Below are 25,575 nucleotides of genomic sequence, written 5' to 3' on the forward strand. Positions count from 1 at the left end.
GGAAAATCAGATGATGGTTCAACAGATGGTGGTCGTAGGGTCAGGTGTGATGGGCAGAGGGATTGCATACGTAGCAGCAGCCAGCGGATTTGCCGTGACATTGGTCGATGTCGAGCAACAGTTGCTGACGTCCGCACAACAGGAATTGGAACAGGTTGCCGATAAAGCCATCGTCCGAGGGAAAATGACGACGGAAGAAGTCGGGCAACTGTTCGACCGTTTGCGTTATGCAACGGATTTAAAGGAGTCTGTCAGAGACGCAGATCTTGTGATTGAAGCCGTTCCGGAACGGCTTGAGATTAAGCGGACAGTCTTTGAGACACTGGACCGTTATGCGCCGGCTGGTTGTATTTTTGCGACCAATACGTCGACGATGAGCCCGACCGAGATTGCTTCGTTTACGAAACGTCCGGAACGGGTCATGGCGATGCATTTCTTTAATCCGGTTCACCGGATGCCGCTCGTCGAACTGGCACGGGGGCTTGAAACGTCAGAAGAGACCGTGTCGATTTGTGAAACCGTTGCGCAACAAATGGGGAAAGAGACAGTTGTCATCCGGGAGTTTCCCGGATTCGTCACGTCACGCATCAGTGCCCTTGTCGGCAATGAAGCATTTTATATGTTGCAGGAAGGACTCGGCACACCGGAAGAAATTGATAAAGCAATTAAGCTCGGACTGAACTATCCGATGGGACCGTTCGAACTCGGGGATCTCGTCGGACTCGACACCCGCTTAAACAATCTACGGTATCTTCACGAAAAGTTAGGCGAAAAATACCGTCCGGCACCGCTCCTCGAACAATACGTCAAAGCAGGACGTCTCGGACGGAAAACCGGGCGCGGCGTCTATGATTATTCGGACAGCGGGGTGAAGAGCCGATGAGACGTGTCGCGATCATGGATGCGGTCCGTACACCAATCGGCCGCTATAACGGAGTACTCAAAGACGTCCGGCCGGATGATTTAGGGGCTTGTGTCATCAAAGCGCTCGTTGATCGAAATCCGGAGCTGGATCCGCATTTAATCGAAGAAGTGATTTTTGGAAATGCCAATCAGGCGGGAGAAGACAACCGGAATGTCGCCCGCATGTCTGGCCTGCTTGCCGGTCTGCCGGTCGAAGTTGCCGGAACAACCGTTAACCGGTTGTGCGGTTCCGGACTCGATGCTGTCATCGCCGCAGCCCGGGCGATTGCGATGAACGAAGGGGAGATTTATATTGCCGGCGGAACGGAAAGCATGACCCGGGCTCCGCTCGTCATGGGCAAGCCGGAAACCGGTTTCGCCCGCGGGAATCCGGCGATCTACGATACGACGATCGGGTGGCGGTTCGTCAATGAAAAACTGCAAGATATGTACGGAACAGACTCGATGCCGGAGACAGCGGAACATGTAGCGGTCCGCTATGGTATCTCTCGGGAGGCACAGGATGATTTTGCCTATTTAAGTCAGCAACGGGCGAAACAGGCGATGGAGACACATCGTTTTCAAACAGAACTTGTTCCGGTGCAGTATACGACACGCAAAGGACAGGTCGTCGAAGTGAAGACGGATGAACATCCACGTCCCGACACGAGTCGTGAACAACTGGGCACGCTTAAAAGCCTGTTTCCGAACGGCACCGTCACGGCAGGGAATGCTTCCGGTGTCAACGACGGGGCAGCTGCCTTGTTATTGATGAGTGAAGAAACAGCGGAACGTCTCGGGTTGACGCCGCTCGCCTATTACCGGGCCAGTGCCGTTGCCGGCGTCGAACCGGCTGTCATGGGAATCGGACCGGTTGATGCGACGCGCAAAGCGCTGAACCGGGCAGGATTGACGGTCGACCAGCTGGATTTGATTGAACTCAACGAAGCGTTTGCGGCGCAAAGCGTCGCCTGTATGCAAGAACTCGAATTACCAGCGGAAAAAGTCAATGTCAACGGAGGAGCGATTGCCTTTGGTCATCCGCTCGGTGCCAGTGGGGCACGGATTTTAACGACGTTGATTCACGAGATGTGCCGTACGAATCAGACATACGGTCTCGCGACGATGTGTGTCGGAGTCGGACAAGGCATTGCCCTCGTCGTTGAACGGGAGGGACTCACATGATTCATTTGGAACGATCGGATCACGTCGCCATCATCCGGATTGACCGGCCGGAACGGATGAACTGTTTTGATTATCCGACGCTCGTCGAGCTGCAACAGCTGGTCACGACCGTCCGTCACGATCCGACCATCCGGATTGTCATCTTTACCGGAACAGGGAAGGCGTTCAGCGCCGGCGCTGACTTGAAGGAACGGGTGACATTAAACGAAACGGAAGTCCGGCGCAACGTCGAAGCCATTCGTGACGTCTTCACCGACATCGCCAATTTGCCGCAACCGACGATCGCGGCCGTCAATGGTCATGCGCTCGGGGGCGGCTTCGAATGGATGCTCGCCTGTGATTTCCGGATGATCGTCAAAGGAGCACTGGTCGGATTGACAGAAACCAGTTTCGGCATCATTCCCGGTGCCGGCGGGACACAACGGTTGCCACGGTTGATTGGAGAGACCCGGGCGAAGGAATTGATTTTCACTGCTAAGAAAATTGATGCACAGACCGCTGAACAGTACGGAATCGTCTCGCGGGTCGTCGCAACAGGGGAAGAATTGATGGAAGTTTGTCTTTCGTTTGCGGATGAGATGTTACAAAACGGACCGGTCGCCATCCGCCAGGCAAAAATGGCGATTGATCAAGGACTGGATCATACGCTCGCGGAAGGCTTGGGAATTGAGACAACAGCTTATGAAGTGGTCATCCCGACGGAAGACCGGCTGGAGGCGTTACGTGCCTTCGCTGAAAAACGGACACCGCAGTTTCAAGGGAAATGAGGATGGTCGTCTTCTGAAATAACACGTATACTAACGGTACACAAAAAAACGTTATATTAAAGAGAGAGTGAATGACATGAGTGCGAATACACAATCGATGATTTTTACAGTATACGGAGATTACATCCGCCATTACGGCAATCAAATCTGGGTCGGCAGTCTGATTCGCCTGCTGAAAGAATTTGGTCATAATGAACAGGCCGTCCGGGTTGCCGTTTCCCGGATGGTCAAACAAGGCTGGCTGACATCGCAAAAACAAGGGACAAAAAGTTTTTATTCGTTGACCCCGCGCGGCGTTGAGCGGATGGAAGAAGCCGCGCGACGGATCTATAAATCGACGCCTCATGTCTGGGACGGGAAATGGCGGACCTTGATGTATACGATTCCGGAAGACAAACGGCAAATCCGCGATGAATTACGAAAAGAGTTGTCGTGGAGCGGTTTCGGGAATTTATCGAACGGGGTCTGGATTTCACCGAACCCGCTCGAAAAAGAAGCGGAACGATTGATTGACGCCTACGGTATCACCGAGTATGTCGATTTTTTCGTCGGCGAATATCATGGACCGCAACCGGATCAATCGCTGGTCGAACGCGCTTTCCCACTGGATGAGTTGCAAGAACGGTATGAACGGTTCATCGCCGAATACAGCCGGCGTTATATCGTCCATCAAAGCCGGATTCAGCTTGGCGAGATGGATGAGGAGCAGTGTTTTGTCGAACGGACGACCCTTGTCCATGAATACCGCAAGTTTTTGTTTACCGATCCCGGTCTGCCGCAAGAGTTGTTGCCGGATGAGTGGAGCGGTCATCATGCCGCCTTACTGTTTGAACAATACTACCGGTTGCTCGCGGAACCGGCGAGCCGGTTTTTTGAATCGATCTTTCGTGAAACGCATGATGTGACGCAAAAAAGTGCCGATTATGATGCTTCGCAACATCCCTTGTTCGCAGAACGCTAAAACAAAAACGCTCATCCCGAAGAAACGAGATGAGCGTTTTCGTGCCGATCGTCAATTGTCAGCAAGCTGTTTTCGGAAGGCATACCCTTTATCGACATACGAATCGATCGATTCCTGAATCATCTCAAGATCGGCTGCCGTGAGTTCACGTACGACTTTACCCGGTGACCCGATGATGAGCGAACGAGGCGGGAATTTTTTGCCGGACGGGATTAAGGTGTTGGCACCGATGATACATTCTTCCCCGATTTCAGCATGATCGAGGACGGTTGCTCCCATTCCGACAATCGAGCGCCGACCGATTTTGCAACCGTGCAAGATGGCATTGTGACCGACCGTCACTTCATCTTCGACAATGACCGGTGCACCCTCATAAAGATGGATGGTCGCATTGTCCTGGATACTGCAACGTTTGCCGATCGTAATCGGTCCTTCATCGCCGCGCAGGACGGCATTGAACCAAATCGTCGATTCTTCGCCGACGATTACGTCACCAATCAAAAAAGCACCGGGGGCGACAAAAACATGTGTGGCTAGCTTTGGTGAAACATCGCGGTACGGAATATTCATAAGGACGCCTCTTTTCTAAAAATGAATTAAAATTCAGTCCTACTTAGTATACCATTCTTAACAACGGAAACGGAGGGAGACCATGTCTCGTCTATGTACCACATTACAGATTGATGTGCCGATCATTCAAGGGGGTATGGGGAACATCAGCCATGCCGAACTGACGGCGGCGGTCTCGAATGCCGGAGGTCTCGGAACGATTGGATGCGGAACGATGACGCCTGTCGAGGTTAAACAATTGATTGACGCGACACGAAGCTTGACGTCGCGTCCGTTTGCCTTGAATATCGCCATCCGGGTCTCACCTTATACCGAACAGTTGATTGAGTTAGCGATTGAGGAACGGATTCCAGTCGTGTCCTTGTCAGCCGGTAATCCGGCTCCTTTTTTATCGAAGTTACGGGAGGCGGGAATCCGGACGATTGGTGTCGTTGCTTCCGTCAAACAGGCAATTAAAGCCGAGCAGTCCGGAGTGGACATATTGGTAGCGGAAGGAGTCGAGGCTGCGGGAATCAATTCACCGCTCGAGTTGACGACGATGACCCTGATTCCGCAAATCACAGATCATGTCACGCTTCCCGTCCTTGCCGCGGGCGGCATCGGCGACGGACGTGGTCTTGCAGCAGCTTGGATGCTCGGAGCAGAAGGCGTGCAGCTCGGAACCCGGTTGATTGCGACTCAGGAATCCCGTGTCCATGAGCACTATAAAAAACACCTTGTGCAGGCGGATGATCTCGGGACACGAATCATTGGCCGAGAAGTCGGACAAGTCCGGCGGGTGTTGAACGGACCGTACGTCGAGGCGTTGCAGCCGACATCACTCGCTGCCTTTCAAGAACAGACGAACGAATCGTTTCATATCAAAGGGGCACTGGAAGGCGACGAGACGGCAGGATACGTCAATGCCGGTCTCGTTTCCGGTTTGATTGATGATGTTCCGACCGTTGCGGAGCTCTTTAACCGGATGATGGATGATGCGTTCGGGCGAATCGAACGGACATACCGGGCCCTCCAGTGACGTGAATATAAGCGCAGCTGACCGATCAGGTCGGCTTTTTTGTGTTTCAGGACATTTGTCCTTTCAAAAGATCACAGAATAGGGTCTACTCGTAACTAGAGAAAAAGGAGGATGAAGATGCAAGGAGTCGTGTTTGCCTTATTCAGTGGATTGTTCATTGCCTTGCAAGGCATTTTTAATGCCCGGCTCGGTGACGCGGTTGGTCCATGGTTATCCGTGACGATCGTTCATTTCGTCGGTCTGATCGGCTGTTTATTAATTTACGGATTTGTCCGGGACCGGAAAATCGGCGGTTTTCGCACGTTGCCGCTGATTTACGCAAGCGGCGGATTGCTTGGTGTCCTGGTCGTCGTGACGGAACTGACGTCGATTCAATTACTCGGCATGACATGGGCGATGTCGCTGTTGCTCGTCGCCCAGATTTTGTGTGCCTTTGTGATTGATTTGAACGGCTGGTTCGGAGTCATTAAAAAAAGCAGTAATACAGGGCAGTGGGTTGGTGTCGGCTTGATGTTGACCGGCGTCTTGATTTTTTCATTTGCCTGAATGGAATATGAGGAGGAATTAGAATGGGACTCGGAATGTTTTGTGCCATCGTCGCAGGGATGATGATCAGTTTACAGACCGTTTTAAATGCACGGATGAGTCATGCCTTCGGTGCTTGGGCGACGACGACGCTAGTCTTTTTTGTCGGACTGCTCGGGTCGTTGCTCGCATTGGTTTTCTTTCGGGGCGGGGAGGTCGCGGCGCTTACAGAGGTCGAACCGCTTTATCTATTTGGCGGTTTCGTTGGTGTCGGGGTCGTATTTTGTGTCATGCGGGGAATTCAACTGCTGGGACCGTCGATTGCGATTTCCGTCGTCCTGATTTCGCAACTCAGTTTTGCGCTCTGTGTCGATGTCTTTGGCTGGTTCGGTTTACCGAAAGTCGAGTTATCGTTTGGTCAAATCATCGGCCTGGCCGTCATGTTGAGCGGCATTTTCGTCTTAAAACGTTATCAGGTCGTGGACGAGTCAAATCAAACAGATGAAATCAAAGCGATTTCTTAAAAACATCGTCAACCACTCAAAAGAGATCACGGCTTTCACGCAACTTTTACAGTAAAGTGCGTGAAAGGGTGATCTCTTTTAAAAGACGTTTCATTTAAATCAGACGGATACTTCTTCTTTCCAGGCGACGTCGATAAAGGCATCACGGCCGGAGGCTTTCCGGTCTTTTTTGTAGTGGGCCGGATTTTTTTTGTGGAAGTCCTGATGGTATTCTTCCGCCGGATAGAAAGCGTGTGCCGGTTCGATCCGGGTGACGATCGGTTGTTTGAAACGGTTTGTTGCAGCCAGCGCATCACGTGACGCAATCGCTGCAAGGCGTTGTTGTTCCGTATGATAAAAAATCGCCGGAGCATACTGTGTACCGCGGTCCTGGAATTGTCCGCCGGCATCGGTCGGATCCGTTTGAGGCCAGTACAGTTCGAGTAACCGTTCGTATGAGAACAGGGCCGGATCAAATGTAATTTCGACGACTTCGGAATGTCCGGTCGTTCCGGTTTTGACTTGCTCGTATGTCGGATTGTCGACATGTCCTCCTGTATAGCCGGATACGATACTGTGAATCCCCGGCAGTTCCTCAAATGGTGTCACCATGCACCAGAAACATCCTCCTGCAAATGTTGCTTTTTCCATGTCATCTCTCCCTTTCCCTTGGCTTCTTGAGCCGTCATCCTGTCATGTCTGACAGTGAGAAAACGAAAACGACTCCTTTGCTTGGTTGCAAAAGGAGTCGCCGCTTTTTATCAACCAAAGCTTTCGCTTTGCTGGTCGTAGCACCTTGCTATGCGCAGGTTGCTGGGACGTCATCGATCCAGATCTCTCGGTCCACTCTTGATAAGTGTTATATGAAGTTGATGTAAGTTCGTTATCATTGGGATGATAATACCATTCATAAAAGTGGAAAGTCAATCCTTATGTTTGCAGGGCACGAAGAACGGTCGCTCCTAACGTTTTCGCCCCGATCAGCAAGGACTGCTCATCGATTTCGTACTTCGGATGGTGTTGCGGATAAATCGTCCGTCCATCCGTCTTTGCAGAGCCTGTGAAGAAATAACTGCCCGGTACTTTTTCGAGGTAATAGGCAAAGTCATCCGCTGCCATCATCGGTTTCATCTCGCGAACCTGTGCTTCCGGTAAAAAGCCGGCCGCTTCCCGGACGAGCTGTGTTTCATCCGGATGATTCCAAAGCGACGGATAACCGGTCGTGAAATCAATGGAATACGTGGCGCCAATTCCAGCACACGTCGTTCGCGCGACGAGATCGACCTGTTGGCGTAACTGGTGCCGGAGCTGTTCATTGAACGTCCGGATTTCTCCGACGATCCGAGCTTCGCCGGTGACGATGTTCGGTGCCGTCCCGGCGTGGAACGAGCCGATCGCAACGATAGCCGGTTCAAACGGATCAACGCGCCGGCTGACGAGATGCTGGAGATTACAGACAAGCTGGGCACCGGCGACGAGCGCATCCTGTGTCCGGTGCGGCGCCTGGGCATGACCGCCTTGACCGTGAACGACGATCTCAAATTCATCGATGGCACATAATGTATGACCGCTGTGATAACCGATTGATCCGACCGGAAGATCATTTTCGAGATGCGTGCCGAAGATCGCATCGACACCGTCGAGACAACCGTCCTCAATCATCTGGATGGCACCGCCGGGGAACACTTCTTCACCGTGTTGATGAATGAAGACGACACTACCTGCCAGTTCATCCTGTATGGCATGAAAAGCAGCGGCCAGTCCGAGGACAATCGCCGTATGACCGTCGTGTCCGCAGGCATGCATGACGCCGGGGCGGATCGAACGGAACGATAACTCCGTCTCTTCCTGTAACGGTAACGCATCAAAATCGGCCCGGATGGCGATTGTTTTTCCGGGACGTGTTCCTTTCAGTGTCGCGACAATCCCGCTGCCGCCGACGTTTGCCCGGTACGGAATACCGAGTTCATCGTAAAAAGCAGCGATTTTAGCAGGAGTCCGCACTTCCTGAAACGATAATTCCGGATGGCGGTGAAAGTCGCGGCGTAAACGAATCATTTCGGATTCATACTCAGTTAAGTAGGTGAATAAATTTTCTTGCATCGAAATCATCCTTTTCGGTATGTCTTGAGTAAAAACGGGTACAGATAGAGGTAATCAATCAGAGGAGGAATCAACATATGGGTGAAATTATCGTCAATGCCGTTCTTACAGTCAAAGCAGGGTTAGCTGATCAAGTCTTTCCGATTTTAAGCACAGTCTACAAAGCAGCACAAAACGAGCCGGGCTGCTTGCGTTATACATTACATCAATCGATTGAAAATGAACATCAGTTCATGCTCTATGAAGTCTATCAGGATGAAGAAGCACTGGAAGCCCATATTGCATCGGACCACTATAAAGCATACCGGGAACAAATCGAGCTGTACCTGGAGGACCGTCAAGTGACGAAATACGTCGAGATGACATTCTGAAACAAGGAAAGAAGGGCGTATGGATCCGCAAGGATCCATACGCCCTTTTCGTTGTTACATCGATTTAAAGCCGAGGAAATGTTCCCGCCAGCGTGGTTCATAAATCGAATTGATCTGGAGTTGCGATCCGCCCGCATGAATGAAATATTCATTGTCGAGCATGATCCCGATGTGTGACGGTCCGTCCGTGTAGGTATTTTCGAAAAAGACGATATCCGACCGTTTTCCACTGCTGATCGTCGTCCGGCGATTTGTAAAGAAGGCGCCGTACCAGTAGCCGCTGACATTGGTCCGTCCCCCGTACTTCCCGGCTTGGTTCGTTGCATAATGAATCAGTCCTGAACAATCAAACCCGCCGTTGGCTGAGGTTTGCGAACCCCATGTGTACGGTGTACCGAGGTGTTTGGCGGCCGCTTGAATCAACTTTTCTCCGCGCGATGTGTTTTTCTGTGCAATCCGTGTATCCGTCTTGACGCTGACGGCACTAATCGGCAGATAAACAGGTGACCAGCCGGATTGAATGACATAAAAATTGCCGACCCGGTACCGGGGATAAACCCGTTTTCCCTGTTCGATCAATCCAGTGCTTTTTGGACTAGCCGGCGTCGCAAAATAAGACGTCGTTGTTTTGACCGTATAAACTTTTTGCCGGTTAATCGCTTGTTGGGTATAACGCATATCCGGTTTCGTCGTCCCGATGTAGGGATTGATGACATAACCTGTCGTACCGTTCGGTAAGCGGACGTGCCAGAAATCATCGTCAATTGCCTTCAGACCGATCAGCTTCGTGCCTTTATTGAGATAAGCGGCAGGGCGGCTGTACGCGACATCGGCCGAAAACAGCGGGGTCTGATCAAAATGAACATAAAAGACGGTTCCGACTTTAGACGGTGCGACCGGTTTGTTTAAGCCGAGTTTGCTCGAGTCGACAAAGCCAAACGTCGTCCCGATCTTGACCCGTGTGTAGTAGCCGCTTTTGCCGTAAATCGACAGTTGCGTATTCTTTTTCAGGGTGCCGATTTTTCCTGTCAGACTGGCTTTTGGGTGAACGACCACTTTATCATCGAGAACGTAACGGATTCCGGTGACATCATACAAGTCTGGTTTTTTCGTGACGAGATCCGTTGTCTTGACGTAACCGTACACCGATCCGATTTTGACACGTGTATACGCGCCGCTTGTGCCGTAAATATCGATCGATTCCGCCCGTTTCATTGTGCGGACAATCGTTTTTGTCGTCGTGTCTTTAAAAATCGATGTCGGTTTGCTTGCATACCGGAGACCTGTCTTAGCATAGATTTTTGTTGTGGCGAGCGTACTCGTTAAGACGTACGCATATTGTCCCCGGAATAAAATCCGGCTGTAGGCGCCGCTCGTTCCGTAGACTGTTAACAGGGTGTTCGTCTGATGTTGCTTTAGGACAGGACTGGACGTGTTAGGGGCGGAACGGATCGCTGATGGTGTCTGTACATACAAACGGGCTGTCTTGGCATAGACTTTTAAAGGAGCAAGTGCGCTCGTCAGGACATATGCATATTGTCCGCGGAATAAGATCCGGCTGTAGGCGCCGCTTGTTCCGTAGACCGTCAGCAGGGTATTCGTCTGGTGTTCTTTTAAGACGGGACTCGATGCATTGGGTGCTTGGCGGATTGGAGTAGGAGACTGGACATACAAACGGGCTGTTTGTGCAAAGACCTCCAGATCTCCTAACTGAGCCGTCAGGACAAATCCATAGACACCGTTTAAGCGGACTCGTGTATAAGCACCGGATACACCGTAGATGTCGACTAATTGATTTTGTGCCAATGTCCCAAGCAGTTTCCCGGTCGCCGCAGCGGTTGGGTAGACGTTGGCAAGTTGCTGACTGTACTTTTTGCCGGTTGCTTCATACGAGACGACCGGTTTCGTTCCGAGGTGAGCTGTTAAGACAAAAGCATATGTACCGTTCCATTCGATCCGGGTAAAAGTCCCTGACGTCCCGAACGTCTTGATGGAATCGTTTTGTTTCAACGTGGTGAGCGGTGTTCCAACTGCATCAGCTGTTGGATAAACCGACGTTTTTTCCTGAACGAACCGTTCACCTGTCATCGAGTACACAGGGGTCGTACTTAAATCCGCTGTCAGGACGAACAGATAACCGGTATCCTGTTTAATCCGGGTGAAGAGACCGACCTGACCATAGGTATCAATTTTATTATTTTGAGCGAGTGTCTGAGTGGTCGCCGTTGACGAATCCGCCGTTGGATAAAGGACTGTAACTTTATTCGTATACCGGCTGTCGATTTTCGGATACGTAGGGGTATCCGCTAATTGGTCTGTCTTTACAAAACGATAGACTCCATCGAGCAGGATACGTGTGAAGAGACCTTCGACTCCGAACGTCTCGACTTCAGTTGTTGCGGGCAGGGTAGCGACGGGTTCTTTACTTTCCGGTGTTTCGAAGACCGGGGTATCGGTTTGGGTAAACAATTTGCCGGTCGAAACTTCAGTTTGCTCATCGACGACCGTTTGCGAAACGTCGCCTTCTGCAAGCGTATTAATCGGGAAAGAACTGAACAGCATGACGGAAGCGGCAAGTGTCGTGAACCATTTTTTTGAAAGAGGCATCGTATGTAAAACTCCATTTCTATAGAAATTTAATTTTCGCTCCATTTAAAACTAAGTTTACCATGTTCATTTTTATTGGTGTAAAAAGATATCAAAAAAAGTCAATCATCAACCAAATGATACGAGGAGAGGAGACGAAAAAACGGTACCTCCTGGATAAGGGGTACCGGTCTGGTTTATTTTTGATCGTCTTCGTGATCGACCTGCCACTCCCAATCAAGCATGCCGTAAATGAGGGAATCACGCCAATGGTCTTCGAGATATACCGTTTCGCGAAGCTGACCTTCTTTCGTCATCCCGACTTTCTGCAGGACACGTTCTGAAGCGACGTTTCGCGGGTCACACGTGGCTGTAATCCGGTGTAACTCCAGTTTCTCGAATCCGAATTCGAGTAAAAATGCGGCAACGGATGTCGCATAGCCGTTTCCCCATTCATCCGGCGACAGAATATAACCGATCTCCGCCGTTTTGTGTTCGGTATCGGTGATCACTAGTTCACCGGCTCCAATCACACGATCATCCGGGAAGGTGACGGCGAAGACATACCGGCGGCGCGGATTCTCAAGTTCACTTTCAAGTGCGTCATGAATAAATTGTTTGCTGTCACTTTCGGAGTTGGGTCCCCACGATTGATACTGACTGACAATGGGTTTTGAGGCATAGGCATGGACAGCTTCTAAATCTTCTGGAGTAAAACGACGGATCCGTAGTTGCTCATTGATTTTGTAGCGCATGATGGACTCCTCCTCTATAGTTGACTCTTTATAAGATATTGGCTGTTCAGCCGGATTTTCCTGTTTGACAGGCAAAATCGGGCGTGCTAAAGTCTTGGTATCGAATGAACAGAATAGTAATCCTCTAGGGTTCCGTTCGGCTGGACCAAGGGAGGAACATAAGGGACACCTTATGCAACGGAGGGATAAAAGCCCGGGAGTAAAGCGTTTAGGCGCTTGCTCCCGGGCTTTTTTGTTTGATTCGAAACAGAGGAGGAAACAACATGGCAAAATATTGGTTAAGCATCATCCTGGCATCCTTTTTTGAAGTCGGTTGGGTCATCGGATTAAAACACGCTGCGACCCCACTCGAGTGGGGAGCGACGATTGTCAGCATCATCGTCAGCTTCACGGTGTTAATCAAGGTCAGTAATCATCTGCCGGTCGGAACAGTCTATGCGGTGTTCGTCGGACTCGGGACAGCGGGTACGGTCGTAACGGATATCGTCTTATTCGGTCAGTCGGCATCCATCATCAAGTTGATGTTGATTGCAGTCCTGTTAGTGGGCGTGATTGGTTTGAAATTAGTCAGTGGGGAGGGGGAACAACAATGAGTTGGTTCTATTTAATTTTAGCAGGACTCTTTGAAATGTTGGGTGTCGTCCTGATCAATACGTTTAATCAGCAAAAAAACACCAAAAATCTGTTGTTGATGTTCGCTGGTTTTGGTCTCAGTTTTTTATTCCTCACTTTGGCGATGAACGAGCTGCCGATGGGGACGGCTTATGCGGTGTGGACCGGAATTGGAGCAGCCGGCGGGACGATTCTCAGCATGATTTTTTACAACGAAGCGAAGGATTGGAAACGGATTGTTTGTATCGGTTTAATTCTCAGTGCGACGATCGGTTTGAAGCTGGTCGGAGAATAAACATATCATTTAGATTACTTTTCCTGTTTGAGCCGACTGGGTGGCATATTTTAGCTGAAAAAAGGAAATACTCCTTATAAGACAAGTACGTCATTAAATTCGTGCATAAGGGGATGGATTGGTATGAAAACGAAACAGTATATCGGAACGTTTTATAAAGAAGAAGAACTGATTTCAAAAATGGATGAGTTGCATCAGCAAGGTCATCGCGAAGAAGATTTTTATATCATCGTTAAAGAAAAATCGAATCTTCAACTGGTCCGCAGTCAGATGGACGCGGAAATCGCGACGACGAAACCGTCGTGGATTGACCGGATTCGCGGGAATCAGGGACGTGATCAGGAAGTAAATGATCTGTTTGGTTCACTCGATTTACCGGCGGATCAAGTCGAGGTCCATAAGACGGAAGTCGAAGGCGGTGGATTCGTTCTGTTACTGGAAGTTCAGGACATTCAGTTCGATCCCCACTTAAACACGGACAATACACATCCTGACGTCAAAGTACGTTACGGCAGTTACGAAGAAACGCATACATCGGACGATGCCAATTCAAATGCCCAACTCGGATCGGGAAATCCGCTTGATGTCGATAAAGACTCAAAAGAAGAACACGCGGAGATTGATTTGCACCGTGCGGGTACGGATAAGATGCCGCAAGACGAAGAAGCCATTCATCATGCCAAGTTAAAAGAAGATCGTAAACCGGATATCGCGATGCGCCGGGACGATGATTTTAAGCGTCCGGAGTGGGAAGAACAAAAAGTACGTCACGAAGAACAGCAGGACGTGAAAAAAGACGACATCCACCGTCCGAACCGTTCGGCGGATCATTCCGATGATTTAGCAAAACAAGATCACGGAAATGATTTGGACCGTTAATGCATACAAAAAGGCTGACGCTCATGTCAGCCTTTTTGTATGGGGCGATGTTTACGTTGATGTAAGCCTCGTCTTATTTTTTATGCATGTCGTCCGGATTCGAGCCGGTCCGCTCATTCCGATTGAGCTGATCGATTTGTCGCATGTCATCCGGTGATAACACAAAATCAAAGATGTCCAAGTTTTCCTGAATCCGGCTTGGTGTGACGGATTTCGGGATCGCGATGATGTCATGCTGAAGATGCCAACGGAGAACGACTTGAGCAGGTGTCTTACCGTGACGTGCCGCGATGTCTGTGATGACCGGGTCTGTTAAGGCATCGCGTCCCTTCATCAACGGGCTCCAGGCTTCGACGACAATCCCGTTCTTTTGGCAAAATGCGCGAATCGCTTCCTGACTTAAGAACGGATGCAGTTCGATTTGATTGACGGCAGGGACGACGGTTCCTTCTTCCAATACCCGTGTTAAATGCGGAATGTGGAAATTCGATACTCCGATCGCTTTTGTTTTGCCATCTCGATACAGCTGTTCTAAAGCACGCCACGTATCCATATACAAATCCTCGTCCGGCATCGGCCAATGAATCAAGTATAAATCAACGTAATCAACCCCGAGCTTTTGGAGACTGGTTTCAAACGCGGCCAGTGTCCGTTCATAACCTTGATCCTTATTCCAAACCTTTGTCGTCAAAAAGATATCTTCCCGTGGAATCCCCGAATCCTTTAAGGCGCGACCGACACCGGCCTCGTTTTCATAAATCATTGCCGTATCAATGGAACGGTAGCCGACCCGTAAAGCTTCCCGCACCGCTTCATATACTTCCTGTTCCGGGACTTTAAACACACCGTATCCGAGTTGCGGCATGACCAGCCCGTTGTTCAGCGTAACAAATTCCATTTGAATTCCCCCTTAAGATGATAATCCTGTCTTACCCAGTTTACGCCTTTCCCTTTCGAAAATCGAATCAAAGGAAGGGTTGAATTGGCGCCAGGAAATCCGTATACTGAGCGTTAACAAATAATGGGAGGGATCAGGATGATTCGTCAAGCCGTTTTACAATACATACACGAAGAACAAGCCGTCGAGCGGCTTTCAGAATTGTTACGGGGGAGAAAAGCGGTGCTGATTCACGGTGAACAGGCATTAAAATCGTCCGCACAGTATTTGCCGGAACTGCCGAAGCTGCTGTTTACAGGACACTGTACCGATCAGCAGGTAGCTAAGCTGGCAGAACGATGTGCCACGTACGAAATGATCATCGCTCTTGGCGGCGGATCCGTTATTGATACGGCCAAACAAGTTGCGGTCAAACGAAATTGCCCGTTGATTGTTATTCCGACGATCGTCTCGAACTGTGCCCCGTGGACACCTCTCAGTGTCATGTATAATGAACGGGGGCGGTACCTTCGTTTTGACACGATTCCTGTCGTCATTGAAGCATTATTGCTCGATCACCGGATTTTAGCAGCCAGTCCATATGATTATTTTGTTGCCGGACTGGTCGATACATTAGCGAAATGGTACGAAGCCCGGGCGCTGAGCGGATCGACTTCTGATCATCCGGTCGTTGAATCGACCTTACGGATGGCAGAGCACTGTAAACGATTAATTTTGCAGACACCGATCAGTTCAGAACGATTTCAGGAGTATTCGTCCCCGATTCAACATCTGGTGGAGACGGTTATTCCACTGGCCGGAAGTGTCGGTGGATTCGGTGACGAAGCAACACGCGGGGCGATTGGTCACGGCGTTCATAATGCGTTATCTCCGTTCCCGTCGACGCATCGGATTTTACACGGAAGTAAAGTCGGTTACGGCTTGTTGATTCAGGAGTTATTGTTAGGTGAAACAGCGTCCTATAAAGAGTTGCGACAGTATTTGATTGAAAACAAACAACCGACGACGAGTACAGCGCTTGGATTGACGGAAGCGGAGCGAGCCGACTTGGCGCAACGAATTGGTCAGGAACCGCTTTGTCAACTGATTGCGACGGATTGGTCAGAGGCGACCGTTCTTTCGGCCCTAATAAAAAATGATCGGGAAGCAGTACTCATATCTTGATGGACATATAAGATAAAGCCCCTCTCCTCGGTTTCGAGGAGAGGGGCTTTATACGATCACTGTGCTTTTGCCAGTTCTGAGTACGGTGCGGGACGGCCGAGCAGATAACCTTGTCCGAGATCAAATCCAAGTTCGCGGCAGAGGTCGAGTTCTTCTTGACGTTCGATACCTTCCGCAAGAATCTGAATCCCCATCTCTTTTGTTAAATGACGCGCTTTTCGTAAAAAGGCTTCATTTTCTGTGACAGTGTCACAGTTTGAGATGAAGGCACGATCAATTTTGACATAATCCGGTTGGAGTAACGACAACATATCAAGCGTCGAGAAGCCGGCGCCGACATCATCGAGTGCTACTTGGATACCTTGTTTTTTATATTGTTCGAAAACATGTTTCAAGTGATTGACGTCTTCGATTTTTTCCGTCTCGACGACTTCGAACACAAGCCGGCTTGGATCCACGTTATACCGTTCGACGATTTCGAACGTATGACGCAGGCAGTACTCCGGATTGTAGATGGTCGAAGGAAGGAAGTTGATAAAGGTTTTTTGCGTTCCACCGACCAGATGTGTTGCCCGGATCGCTTCTTCACGCGCCCGTTGATCGAGCCGGGAATGAAGCCCCATTTTGGAAGCAGTCGAAAAGAGCAGACCCGGGGACATCGGAATCGATTGATCAGCAGCCCGAAGTAACGCTTCATTCGCAAAAAGTGAGTTGTCTTGAATGTTGAAGATTGGTTGCAGATGACTCGTCATGATACCGTTTTGAATGAAATCAATGGCTTGTCGGCTCTTTAACTGTTCGAGCAAAACAGAAGCTGCAAGTACAGGTGTCACGAGACGTGATCCGTTCGCCCGGCAGGAAACCGGAAAATCCCCAATCTGTAACGTAGAGCTAAGGATTTGTTCCAACTGCTCGAATGAACTGTAAGAAAATACTTCTGGCGTAGGCGATTGAATATGTAAAGAACCGGCCTCGATAAAACGGATTGTTGTTGTACATTCGGCGCAAGGATGCCACATGAATGGGTGTCCACCTCTCTTGGTAAAATACGTCTGTAAAAGATGTATTTATTAAATTAGTTAAAGTCTTTACCCGAAGATAATCTATAAATAAACCTGATATCAACTATTTGTCCTTCTATTGACCAAAGTAAAAAAAAAGACAGGTCCAGTTCATCTTTTGATGAACCATCCTGTCTTTTTTATCGGTTAATCGGTACATAATTTAAAGGATTACGATCGAATCCACAAAATCCAAAGCGTAGCATGCAGTAAAATTGCTAACGGTACAAAGAGTTGGAATTTAGCGGTCCGTGTTTTATGCCGGACGAGTTGCATTGCCAAAAGCGTCCCGAGTGCGCCGCCTAAAAAAGCAATCATCAACAAGGTCGCTTCCGGCGTCCGCCATTCGTGTTGCTGCGCTTTACGTTTATCCCGCCACATCGAAACGAATCCAATGACGGACATGATCCCGTAAAATACAACGATACCTGAAAAAATAGTCATAGCAGTCCTTACCTTTCCGCACCGCCGCCGCCGGAACTTCCGCCGCCGCCTCGGCTGCCACCGCCACCGCCTCCACCACCACGCATGATAGCGGAAAAGATGTTGATGATGGCAAAGAAGAACATCCCGCCGGTGAACTTCATATCGAGGAATAACAAGAGAACGAGACCGGCGCCAATCAGGACTTTTGCCCATGTACTCAAACCGTCGTCCGCACTTTTCTTGACCGGGTCCTGCGATTCAAGCGATTGTTCTTTCGACACGACACTGACGACCGCTTTATAGGTTTCGGACGCTGCTTTGCCGTAATCACCTTGATCCCGGTACGGAACAGCGTACTTGTCGAGGATGCGTCCGGCTGTGATGTCGGTCAGAATGCCTTCGAGCTTATAGCCGACCTCGATCCGGAAGTTCCGGTCTTTTTCGTTTGGTGCCACGACAACGAGAATTCCGTTATCTTTTCCGGCCTGTCCAATGCCTTGAGCCCGGAACGTTTCATTGGCATACGTGCTTAAATCTTGTCCTTTTAAATCCGGCACAGTCTTGAGCACGACCTGTGCCGTCGTATATTGTTCAAGTTCTTGCCCGAGACGAGCGAGTTCCGCTTCTTCCGACGCGGTCAGCAGCTGTGCATCATCCTGGATGAAGAATGCTGCGCCCGTGCGTTCTGACACGGCTTCGGCAGTCGGAGTCAGAAGGAAGAAGACGAGGAACGCGGTAAAAAGCAGGCGCGTTCGTCGCCAAATCATTTCGAATCACTATTGAAGTCGACCGTCGGATTTTCACGGTCACTTTCTGAGATTTCATAATATGGTTTTTTCTCGAAACCAAATGCCGAAGCATAAAGCGAAGTTGGGAAGCTGCGACGTTTTTTGTTATAGACCGTCACGGCATCATTATAATCTTTACGGGCAATACCGAGACGATTTTCCGTTCCTTCGAGTGTATCCATCAACGACTGGAACCGTTCGCTTGATTTTAAGTCCGGATACGTCGTTTGCAATGCGATTAATCCGCGAAGCGAAGAGGTGACTTGTTGATCGGCTTCAATCCGTTGTTCTGTTGAAGCAGCACGTGCTAAGCCGGCTTGTGCTTCAGCGATATCACCATACACTTTTTGTTCCTGACCGGCGACACCTTTGACGGTTTCGACGAGATTCGGAATTAAATCCGCCCGGCGTTTGATTTGATTATCGACTTGCGACCACTTATTTGAAACATCTTCTTCGACATTGACGAGACTGTTGTATTGTCCGATTGCTAAAAATGCAATCAGGACGACGACAGCAATTCCGATGATGAGAGGTAACTTGGAACCTCCACGATTTCTACGAGCCATAACGATGACCACTCCTTTTTTCTGTATCTCAACTATCTATACCCTAATCTGTTGCAATAAGTTTCAAGAAATAAAAAAACCATCAGCGAATCGCTGATGATTTTAAGGTTACATGTAGACGACGACTGCAAGAATGGCTGCTAAGACAAGACGGTAAATCGCAAACGGAACGAGTTTGATTTTGTTGATCAGTTTCAGGAAGAAACGGATCGACAGCAGTGCAAAACCGAACGAAGCGATGAAGCCGACTGCATAAAAACCAAGGTCTCCGACATTGATATATTCCCAGTTCTTGACGAGTGACAAGGCACTTGCACCGAACATGATCGGAACAGCCATGATGAACGTAAAGTCTGCTGCCGTCCGGTGATTCATACCGAGGAAAACCCCTCCGGAAATTGTTGAACCGGACCGTGAGAAGCCTGGCCAGAGCGAGATACACTGGAACAGACCGACAAGGGCCGCCTGACGGTACGAAATTTGATCAAGCGTTGTTGTTTTCGGTTCTTTTGGTCCGAACTTATCAGCAGCAATCATCAAGATCGCGCCGGCGGCAAGACCGATGATGACGGTGTCGATCGAGAAGAGGTTCTCGTCGATGAAGTCTTCGAACAACAAACCGAGAACGGCTGCCGGCAGTAGACCAATCAGGACGTGGCGTAACTTTAATTTGTGTGTACCCGACGCATCATGTTCACCTTCAATTTTGTAAAGACCGATTAAACTGAACAACCGTTTCCAAAAGACGACGATGACAGCTAAAATCGAGCCGAGCTGGATAACGATTTTAAAGGTGTTCGCTGAGTACTTGCCCAGGAAATCTGTTGTCTGAAGCCACATGTCATCGACGATGATCATATGTCCTGTCGAGGAGACAGGGGCGAATTCCGTCATTCCTTCGACGAAACCGAGTAAAAGTGCTTTAAGTAATTCAATGATAGTCATGTTATTCTCCTTCTATATTTTTCTAATTAAAAACATATCATGTTTTATTCTTCTGAGATAGAACTAATCAAAATATCGGGCGCAAGTCTGAGACAAATGTGACTTGTTGAAAAAGAAAAAAGAGAGTAAGCTGTTCTTATAATCAAACAAACGTTTGAATGAGGTGGAGAAATGGAAGCGAAAACAGAACGTCTTCAGATTACAGGAATCGATTGTGCGAATTGTGCTGCGAAAGTGGAGCGGGGTGTTGCGAACGTAACAGGCATTGAACAGGCAGATTTGGATTTTGCCGGTCAGAAACTTTATCTGACGTATGAAAAGGATGCCGCATACGACGAGACGTATCAGGCAGTCGTCGAACGGATTCAGCAACTCGAACCGGATGTACAAGTGATACGGACAGTATCCGCAGAAGCGGTTGATCCGCATCAACAGGCGGAACATGACCACAGTCACCCGCACGAGCATGGTCCATTTTTAAACCGTACGAAAAAAATCCAGTACAGTATCGGGATGATATCGTTCATCGGTGCCTTTTTTGTTCCGGGATCAATTGACCTTCTATTTTTTACGATTGCCTATTTTTTAATCGGTTGGGATGTTCTTCGAACCGCTGTCAGAAATATCCGGCACGGTCAAGTGTTTGATGAGAACTTCCTCATGGTCATTGCGACAGCCGGTGCCTTCTTGATTGGAGAATACCCGGAAGCCGTCGCCGTCATGTTGTTTTATCAAGTCGGTGAGTTTTTCCAACACCGTGCCGTCGATCAGTCGCGAAAATCAATTGCCGCGTTGATGGACATCCGACCGGATATTGCGACGCTTGAAGATGGACGACGTGTGAGTCCGGAACAGGTGAACATCGGTCAGCGGATTCTTGTCCGAGCAGGGGAGAAGATTCCACTGGATGGAATCGTTCTTGAAGGGGAAGCCTTCATTGATACGACGGCTTTGACCGGTGAATCAGTCCCGCGTCGTGTCCGCCCGACCGAGCCGATTTTAGCCGGAACGATCAATACGGACGGTCATCTGTTGATTCAGGTCGATCGACGGTACGGTGAGTCGACTGTCGCTAAAATTCTCGATTTAGTCGAAAATGCGTCACGTCATAAAGCACCGACGGAAAAATTCATCACACGATTTGCACGGGTCTACACCCCGATTGTCGTCGTCATTGCAACACTTCTTGCCATCGTGCCGCCGCTTGTCTTGAACGGAGCGATGTGGAACGACTGGATTTACCGGGCACTGGTCTTCCTTGTCATCAGTTGTCCCTGTGCGCTCGTGATTTCGATTCCGCTGGGCTTTTTTAGTGGAATCGGTGCCGCTTCGAAACGCGGTATTCTTGTCAAAGGCGGAAATCATCTCGAAGCGTTACAACAACTGGATACGGTCGTCTTCGATAAAACGGGAACGTTGACGGAAGGTGTGTTTGAAGTCGTCGAACTGAACGCCGTTCATGGATCAGAAGACGAACTGCTTCGCGTCGCAGCGACCGTTGAGCAGCATTCCAATCATCCGATTGCAAAATCGATTCAGCGGATGTATGCCCGGCACGGTTCTGTTTCAACCGCTGTTCAAGACTATCAGGAAGTAGCCGGTTCCGGCGTCGCCGGGCGGTTCGGCACGGATCAGATTCAGGCGGGAAATGCCCGGTGGTTCAACGAACTCGGCTTGACGCCGCTCAATCAGACCGAAGACGGGACTTATGTGCATGTCGCCCGAAACGACCGCTACCTTGGATATATCCGGATTGCCGACCGTATTAAAGATACGACGGTAGCAGCCTTGCGTGAACTAAAAACACTCGGGATTCGCCAGACAATCATGTTGACCGGGGACCGGCGGGAGACGGCGGAACGGATCGGGCAACAAATCGGGATAACGCAAGTAAAGGCAGAACTGTTACCGGATCAAAAAGTGGAACAACTCGAAGCGATCTTAGATCAAGCGAAGGGCCGGGTCGCGTTTGTCGGCGACGGGATTAACGATGCTCCCGTGTTGACGCGGGCGGATGTCGGAATTGCGATGGGGGGACTCGGAAGTGATGTCGCAATCGAGGCGGCGGATGTCGTCCTGATGACGGATGAACCGAAACAGCTCGTCGAAGCGATTCGGATTGCCCGGGCGACACGCCGGATTGTTTATCAGAACATCGCATTTGCACTGGGTATCAAAGGCGTGTTCTTATTGCTTGGTGCCTTTGGTGTTGCGACAATGTGGGAAGCTGTTTTTGCCGATGTCGGTGTAACGGTCCTCGCGGTCTTAAACGCGATGCGGATTTTACGAAAATAAGAATGGATGCACAATAAAACCTCTCCCGCGTAAAGATGGGAGAGGTTTTATTCGTGTTACATCAGCCGAGTGCGACGTCCAAAATCATCATGACCGTGAAGCCGACCATCAGACCGAGTGTTGCCAAGTCGGATCCGTTTTCAGCCTGCGATTCGGGAATCAATTCTTCGACGACGACGAAAATCATCGCGCCGGCAGCAAACGCCAAGGCATACGGCAAGAGAGGCTGAATAAAGAAGACGGCAGCAGCTCCGACCATAGCGGCAATCGGTTCGACGATCGCCGATAATTGTCCGTAATTAAAGGCGCGCCGGCGTGACATGCCTTCTCCGCGGAGCGGAATCGACAAAGCAGCCCCTTCCGGCATGTTTTGAATCCCGATTCCAAGTGCCAGTGTCAAGGCACCGGCAACGGTCGCACCATCCATGTTCAGTGCGGCTGCACCAAAAGCGACACCGATTGCGAGTCCTTCCGGGATATTGTGGAGCGTAATCGCGAGAAACAGTAACGTTGTCTTTTTCAGACCGGTCGAAGGACCTTCGGCGGTTTCGAGCGGAGCGGATAAATGCAGGTGGGGAGTTACGAAATCCAGGAGGCGGACAAAAAAACCACCTGCCAGGAAACCGATTGCGGCCGGCAACCAGGCAATTCCACCATCATTTTCCGTAAATTCAATTGCCGGAGCCAGCAAGGACCAAAACGACGCCGCAATCATGACACCGGCCGCAAAACCGAGCATCATATTCATGACCCGTTTTTCAATCGTCGTAAAGACGAAGACAAGTGCGGCTCCGAGTGCCGTTAACCCCCAGGTCATCATACCGGCAAGCAAGGCTTGCAGGACGACCGGAAGTCCGGTAAACCATTCCATCATACTAATCATTCCTTCTTTCAATTCCCATTCTTAAAATAAGTGCGTGAGGTACAGCAGCTTCTGTCTCTTCTACCCGTTTTCGATCCGGATGATTCGTCCGAGCGGAATCTCAAGCAATGAGGATCCATGCAAAACAAGATAAGCACGTTCCCGATGCACCTGCTCGATGAAACCAGATGTCGTGACATAGCCTCTTTCACTATAGTACGTGATTTCGAGCTCGATTCCTTCTATTAATGCTTGTTCGAGTAAGAACTGCCAAGGATACTGCAGTTGTTCATCGATGATTGGAAAATCGATGTGATGTGTTTCAAGATAATAGGCTTTGAGCAACTGGATGTGTTCCGGCATCAAAAAGGGAAGCCACTTGAGATTTCCGCGGTCACGGTAACGTGTCATGTAAATCACCTCCGGGATGGCCGCCGACGAACCGGAGCCGGCGTTTTGCGACACTTGTATCGAGGAAGGAGACAGCGAGCCGGATCGTTCCTTTTCCGTAACGTAAATTGACATGGTCGATGGCTTTTAATAACCGTTTTCGGCGCCAGACCTTTGTATTGTCTTCAAATAAGGACAACTGAAGTGTTCCCTGATCCGGAGTGAGTTGTCCAAGAGCGACGGATAGAAAGCGGACCGGTTCACCGTCCAGCCAATTCGGTTCGAACAATTGGAGGACGTAACGTAACAACAGCCGTTCATCGGATGTCGGATAAGGCAGGCGGAGCTGTTTCGAAAAGCCGTCCCGCGTGACATGGCGCGAATAGCGGACGCCCAGGTGCACCGTCCAACCGACCTGATTGGAAAAACGGACTCGTGCCGCGACATCACTTGCTAATTCAGCCAAAACTAAACGAATCTGTTCGTACTGGTAATAATCGCGCATCAAGGTCACTCCATGGCCGATTGTTCTTTTGGCGTCCGGCGCAGTCTGGAATAAGGTCATCGGATCAATGATGGTCGGAGAACTGTCGATTCCCCAGGAATGGTGCCAAAGTTCTGCCCCGAGGACTCCAAACCGTTCGTGTAAGTCTTCCACCCGTGCTGCGGCCAGGTCACCAATGGTGTTGATGCCCATTACCGACAAGTGTTGCTCCATCATCCGTCCGACTCCCCACATCTTGCGAACCGGAAAATCATGTAACAACCGAGAAACATCTGCATACCCGCATTGTGCGATGCCTTCACGTTTTCCACGTAAGTCGAGCACCAGTTTTGCGATGACGTTGTTCGGACCGATGCCAATCCGGACCGGAATGCCGGTCTGTTGCCAAATTGCTGTCTGGATTTTTTGAGCTGTTTCAACATCTGATCCAAAAAGCCGTTCCGTTCCGCTCATGTCGATAAAATTTTCGTCGATTGAATAGATCCGGATAGCATCGGGCGGGGCAAACTGATGCAAGACATCCAATACTTCAATTGATGTTTTCATATATGCGAGCATCCGCGGTTCAACTAGTATAATCTGCTTTCGCTCCCGATAAGGCAATTGTTCGATCTGATAGAGTCGACTGGCGGTCTTGATGCCGAGTTGTTTTAAGGCAGGGCTGGCTGCGAGGACAACGGATCCGGAGCGGGTCAAGTCCGATACGACAGCAAGTTTCGTCGTCAAAGGAGGAAGGCTTCGGTAACGGCATTCGCAACTGGCATAGAAGGAGACACTGTCGACACAAAAGATGCGTTGATCGGGAAAAGAGCTTGTCGGGTTCATCGGAAACACTCCTTGGTACTAAAAAGAACATTTGTTCTTATTTTTGATTTGACTATATCATGGTCTCAGTTGGTCTCAAATCAAAAAACCAAAAAAAGAGTCAATCTTTGCTATACTAAAAAAGAGAAAAGTGATGTAGAAGGAAAGAAGGGGAAGTACGTGAAAAAACAAATCATTCAATTACCCGAGTTACCACATCAATTGACACCGGAAACCTTTGCGGATGTCGAAATCGATGACCCGTATCTGTACCAAACGCTGTATGAAAAAGAGACATTACCGGTCGAGCTGACAGAGCGGCTCGACGTCAATCAAGTCTGTTTTCGGAACGTCTCGTTTGCAGGACTGGTCTTTGAGCGGGCTTCATTTGAAAACGTCCGGTTTGAACAATGTGACTTCACAGGATGTCAGTTCCAGGACAGCCGTTTTCACCGGGTCATTTTTGAGGAGTGCCGTCTGACCGGAATTCACTTTGAGTCCAATACGGTTGATCATGTAACGATCAAAAACTGTCAGGCGAATTATGCTCAAATTATCCGGACAGCGTTACGTCACGTCGCAGTGGAACAGACGACGATGCGGGAAAGTCATTTCTTTGAAATGAAACCGACCGATTTCCGTCTCCATGAAGTTGATTTATCGGAAAGCCAATGGGTCGAGACGGCGTTAAAAGGACTCGATCTGCGGCACGTCGATCTGTCCGGAATCACGATTGATCCACGTTTCTTACCGGGTGCCGTCGTTACGGAAAGCCAGGCCATCACCTTTGCCCGGTTACTCGGACTCGTCATTCCAAGTCACGATTAACGATTAA

The 25,575-nt window shown here is 49.6% G+C and carries 28 protein-coding genes and 1 riboswitch; of the genes, 14 read left to right on the forward strand and 14 right to left on the reverse strand.

Features of this window, described 5'->3' with window-relative positions:
• The first annotated feature begins 13 nt into the window (after positions 1-13).
• From KNP93_RS12840 to paaX, 4 genes are all read left to right on the forward strand, one after another.
• Positions 14-883 (forward strand): 3-hydroxyacyl-CoA dehydrogenase, encoded by an 870-nt coding sequence (locus KNP93_RS12840; protein WP_114597112.1) that lies wholly within the window; start codon positions 14-16, stop codon positions 881-883.
• Complete coding sequence (locus tag KNP93_RS12845; protein WP_214855617.1) at positions 880-2,088, forward strand: acetyl-CoA C-acyltransferase; 1,209 nt, start codon at positions 880-882, stop codon at positions 2,086-2,088. The genes KNP93_RS12840 and KNP93_RS12845 overlap by 4 nt, the downstream gene beginning before the upstream one ends.
• A complete protein-coding gene (locus tag KNP93_RS12850) occupies positions 2,085-2,855 on the forward strand; it encodes an enoyl-CoA hydratase-related protein (RefSeq protein WP_114597071.1) in 771 nt (256 codons plus the stop codon). The genes KNP93_RS12845 and KNP93_RS12850 overlap by 4 nt, the downstream gene beginning before the upstream one ends.
• A gap of 76 nt (positions 2,856-2,931) precedes the next feature.
• Positions 2,932-3,816: a phenylacetic acid degradation operon negative regulatory protein PaaX gene (paaX, locus tag KNP93_RS12855; protein WP_114597072.1), complete on the forward strand. Its 885-nt coding sequence runs from the start codon at positions 2,932-2,934 to the stop codon at positions 3,814-3,816.
• 51 nt (positions 3,817-3,867) lie between these two features.
• On the opposite strand, the gene KNP93_RS12860 is transcribed toward paaX, so the two are convergent.
• Positions 3,868-4,386: a gamma carbonic anhydrase family protein gene (locus KNP93_RS12860; protein WP_114597073.1), complete on the reverse strand. Its 519-nt coding sequence runs from the start codon at positions 4,384-4,386 to the stop codon at positions 3,868-3,870.
• Between the two features lie 82 nt (positions 4,387-4,468).
• Here KNP93_RS12860 and KNP93_RS12865 point away from each other — a divergent pair, with 82 nt between their 5' ends.
• The 3 genes from KNP93_RS12865 (at position 4,469) to KNP93_RS12875 (ending at position 6,453) form a co-directional block, all read left to right on the forward strand.
• On the forward strand, positions 4,469-5,404 hold the full coding sequence (locus KNP93_RS12865; RefSeq protein ID WP_114597074.1) for an NAD(P)H-dependent flavin oxidoreductase: 936 nt from the start codon (positions 4,469-4,471) through the stop codon (positions 5,402-5,404).
• A 117-nt stretch (positions 5,405-5,521) separates the two neighbouring features.
• Positions 5,522-5,950: a DMT family transporter gene (locus KNP93_RS12870; protein ID WP_214855620.1), complete on the forward strand. Its 429-nt coding sequence runs from the start codon at positions 5,522-5,524 to the stop codon at positions 5,948-5,950.
• Positions 5,951-5,973: 23 nt separating this feature from the next.
• Positions 5,974-6,453, forward strand: coding sequence for a DMT family transporter (locus KNP93_RS12875; protein ID WP_114597076.1), 480 nt, complete (start codon positions 5,974-5,976; stop codon positions 6,451-6,453).
• A gap of 99 nt (positions 6,454-6,552) precedes the next feature.
• On the opposite strand, the gene msrA is transcribed toward KNP93_RS12875, so the two are convergent.
• Positions 6,553-7,083, reverse strand: a complete 531-nt coding sequence (gene msrA / locus KNP93_RS12880; protein WP_114597077.1) for a peptide-methionine (S)-S-oxide reductase MsrA — start codon at positions 7,081-7,083, stop codon at positions 6,553-6,555.
• Between the two features lie 104 nt (positions 7,084-7,187).
• A riboswitch (SAM riboswitch) is annotated at positions 7,188-7,291 on the reverse strand.
• Between the two features lie 71 nt (positions 7,292-7,362).
• Positions 7,363-8,535, reverse strand: coding sequence for a M20 metallopeptidase family protein (locus KNP93_RS12885; protein ID WP_114597078.1), 1,173 nt, complete (start codon positions 8,533-8,535; stop codon positions 7,363-7,365).
• A 77-nt stretch (positions 8,536-8,612) separates the two neighbouring features.
• Here KNP93_RS12885 and KNP93_RS12890 point away from each other — a divergent pair, with 77 nt between their 5' ends.
• Positions 8,613-8,906: a putative quinol monooxygenase gene (locus KNP93_RS12890; protein ID WP_214855623.1), complete on the forward strand. Its 294-nt coding sequence runs from the start codon at positions 8,613-8,615 to the stop codon at positions 8,904-8,906.
• 54 nt (positions 8,907-8,960) lie between these two features.
• Here the strand turns inward: KNP93_RS12890 and KNP93_RS12895 are convergent, their stop codons facing one another.
• Entirely contained in the window at positions 8,961-11,513 is a 2,553-nt protein-coding gene (locus KNP93_RS12895) for a C40 family peptidase (protein WP_251138814.1), read from the reverse strand.
• A gap of 176 nt (positions 11,514-11,689) precedes the next feature.
• Positions 11,690-12,247, reverse strand: coding sequence for a GNAT family N-acetyltransferase (locus KNP93_RS12900; protein WP_114597080.1), 558 nt, complete (start codon positions 12,245-12,247; stop codon positions 11,690-11,692).
• A 263-nt stretch (positions 12,248-12,510) separates the two neighbouring features.
• Between KNP93_RS12900 and KNP93_RS12905 the strand changes: the two genes are divergently transcribed.
• The 3 genes from KNP93_RS12905 (at position 12,511) to KNP93_RS12915 (ending at position 14,033) form a co-directional block, all read left to right on the forward strand.
• Complete coding sequence (locus KNP93_RS12905; RefSeq protein WP_114597081.1) at positions 12,511-12,840, forward strand: DMT family transporter; 330 nt, start codon at positions 12,511-12,513, stop codon at positions 12,838-12,840.
• Entirely contained in the window at positions 12,837-13,154 is a 318-nt protein-coding gene (locus KNP93_RS12910; protein WP_114597082.1) for a DMT family transporter, read from the forward strand. Before KNP93_RS12905 ends, KNP93_RS12910 begins: the two co-directional genes overlap by 4 nt.
• A gap of 123 nt (positions 13,155-13,277) precedes the next feature.
• Positions 13,278-14,033, forward strand: coding sequence for a general stress protein (locus KNP93_RS12915; RefSeq protein WP_214855626.1), 756 nt, complete (start codon positions 13,278-13,280; stop codon positions 14,031-14,033).
• A 73-nt stretch (positions 14,034-14,106) separates the two neighbouring features.
• Here the strand turns inward: KNP93_RS12915 and KNP93_RS12920 are convergent, their stop codons facing one another.
• The gene (locus KNP93_RS12920; protein ID WP_131973310.1) at positions 14,107-14,931 is read right to left on the reverse strand and encodes an aldo/keto reductase; all 825 of its coding nucleotides are present in this window, start codon (positions 14,929-14,931) and stop codon (positions 14,107-14,109) included.
• Between the two features lie 138 nt (positions 14,932-15,069).
• Between KNP93_RS12920 and KNP93_RS12925 the strand changes: the two genes are divergently transcribed.
• Positions 15,070-16,095 (forward strand): iron-containing alcohol dehydrogenase family protein, encoded by a 1,026-nt coding sequence (locus KNP93_RS12925; RefSeq protein ID WP_214855628.1) that lies wholly within the window; start codon positions 15,070-15,072, stop codon positions 16,093-16,095.
• 56 nt (positions 16,096-16,151) lie between these two features.
• Here KNP93_RS12925 and KNP93_RS12930 read toward each other — a convergent pair whose 3' ends face one another.
• From KNP93_RS12930 to KNP93_RS12950, 5 genes are all read right to left on the reverse strand, one after another.
• Positions 16,152-17,114 (reverse strand): EAL domain-containing protein, encoded by a 963-nt coding sequence (locus KNP93_RS12930; protein WP_114597086.1) that lies wholly within the window; start codon positions 17,112-17,114, stop codon positions 16,152-16,154.
• Between the two features lie 213 nt (positions 17,115-17,327).
• Positions 17,328-17,600 (reverse strand): DUF1294 domain-containing protein, encoded by a 273-nt coding sequence (locus KNP93_RS12935; RefSeq protein ID WP_114597087.1) that lies wholly within the window; start codon positions 17,598-17,600, stop codon positions 17,328-17,330.
• A gap of 8 nt (positions 17,601-17,608) precedes the next feature.
• Positions 17,609-18,349 carry a TPM domain-containing protein gene (locus KNP93_RS12940; RefSeq protein WP_114597088.1) on the reverse strand — a complete coding sequence of 247 codons (741 nt, stop codon included), beginning with the start codon at positions 18,347-18,349 and terminating at the stop codon, positions 17,609-17,611.
• Positions 18,346-18,939, reverse strand: coding sequence for a LemA family protein (locus KNP93_RS12945; RefSeq protein ID WP_114597089.1), 594 nt, complete (start codon positions 18,937-18,939; stop codon positions 18,346-18,348). Before KNP93_RS12945 ends, KNP93_RS12940 begins: the two co-directional genes overlap by 4 nt.
• A gap of 108 nt (positions 18,940-19,047) precedes the next feature.
• On the reverse strand, positions 19,048-19,884 hold the full coding sequence (locus tag KNP93_RS12950) for an undecaprenyl-diphosphate phosphatase (RefSeq protein WP_114597090.1): 837 nt from the start codon (positions 19,882-19,884) through the stop codon (positions 19,048-19,050).
• Between the two features lie 171 nt (positions 19,885-20,055).
• On the opposite strand from KNP93_RS12950, the gene KNP93_RS12955 reads away from it, so the two are divergent.
• On the forward strand, positions 20,056-22,179 hold the full coding sequence (locus KNP93_RS12955) for a heavy metal translocating P-type ATPase (RefSeq protein WP_214855630.1): 2,124 nt from the start codon (positions 20,056-20,058) through the stop codon (positions 22,177-22,179).
• Positions 22,180-22,240: 61 nt separating this feature from the next.
• On the opposite strand, the gene KNP93_RS12960 is transcribed toward KNP93_RS12955, so the two are convergent.
• From KNP93_RS12960 to KNP93_RS12970, 3 genes are all read right to left on the reverse strand, one after another.
• The gene (locus KNP93_RS12960; RefSeq protein WP_114597092.1) at positions 22,241-23,053 is read right to left on the reverse strand and encodes a ZIP family metal transporter; all 813 of its coding nucleotides are present in this window, start codon (positions 23,051-23,053) and stop codon (positions 22,241-22,243) included.
• Between the two features lie 69 nt (positions 23,054-23,122).
• On the reverse strand, positions 23,123-23,452 hold the full coding sequence (locus KNP93_RS12965) for a YolD-like family protein (RefSeq protein ID WP_114597093.1): 330 nt from the start codon (positions 23,450-23,452) through the stop codon (positions 23,123-23,125).
• A complete protein-coding gene (locus tag KNP93_RS12970) occupies positions 23,436-24,761 on the reverse strand; it encodes a Y-family DNA polymerase (protein ID WP_214855632.1) in 1,326 nt (441 codons plus the stop codon). The genes KNP93_RS12965 and KNP93_RS12970 overlap by 17 nt, the downstream gene beginning before the upstream one ends.
• Before the next feature lie 159 nt (positions 24,762-24,920).
• Between KNP93_RS12970 and KNP93_RS12975 the strand changes: the two genes are divergently transcribed.
• Positions 24,921-25,568, forward strand: a complete 648-nt coding sequence (locus tag KNP93_RS12975; protein WP_114597095.1) for a pentapeptide repeat-containing protein — start codon at positions 24,921-24,923, stop codon at positions 25,566-25,568.
• The last annotated feature ends 7 nt before the right edge of the window (positions 25,569-25,575 follow it).

It is taken from the genome of Exiguobacterium sp. s166, from assembly GCF_018618855.1.
In the GTDB taxonomy this organism is placed as follows: Bacteria; Bacillota; Bacilli; order Exiguobacteriales; family Exiguobacteriaceae; genus Exiguobacterium_A.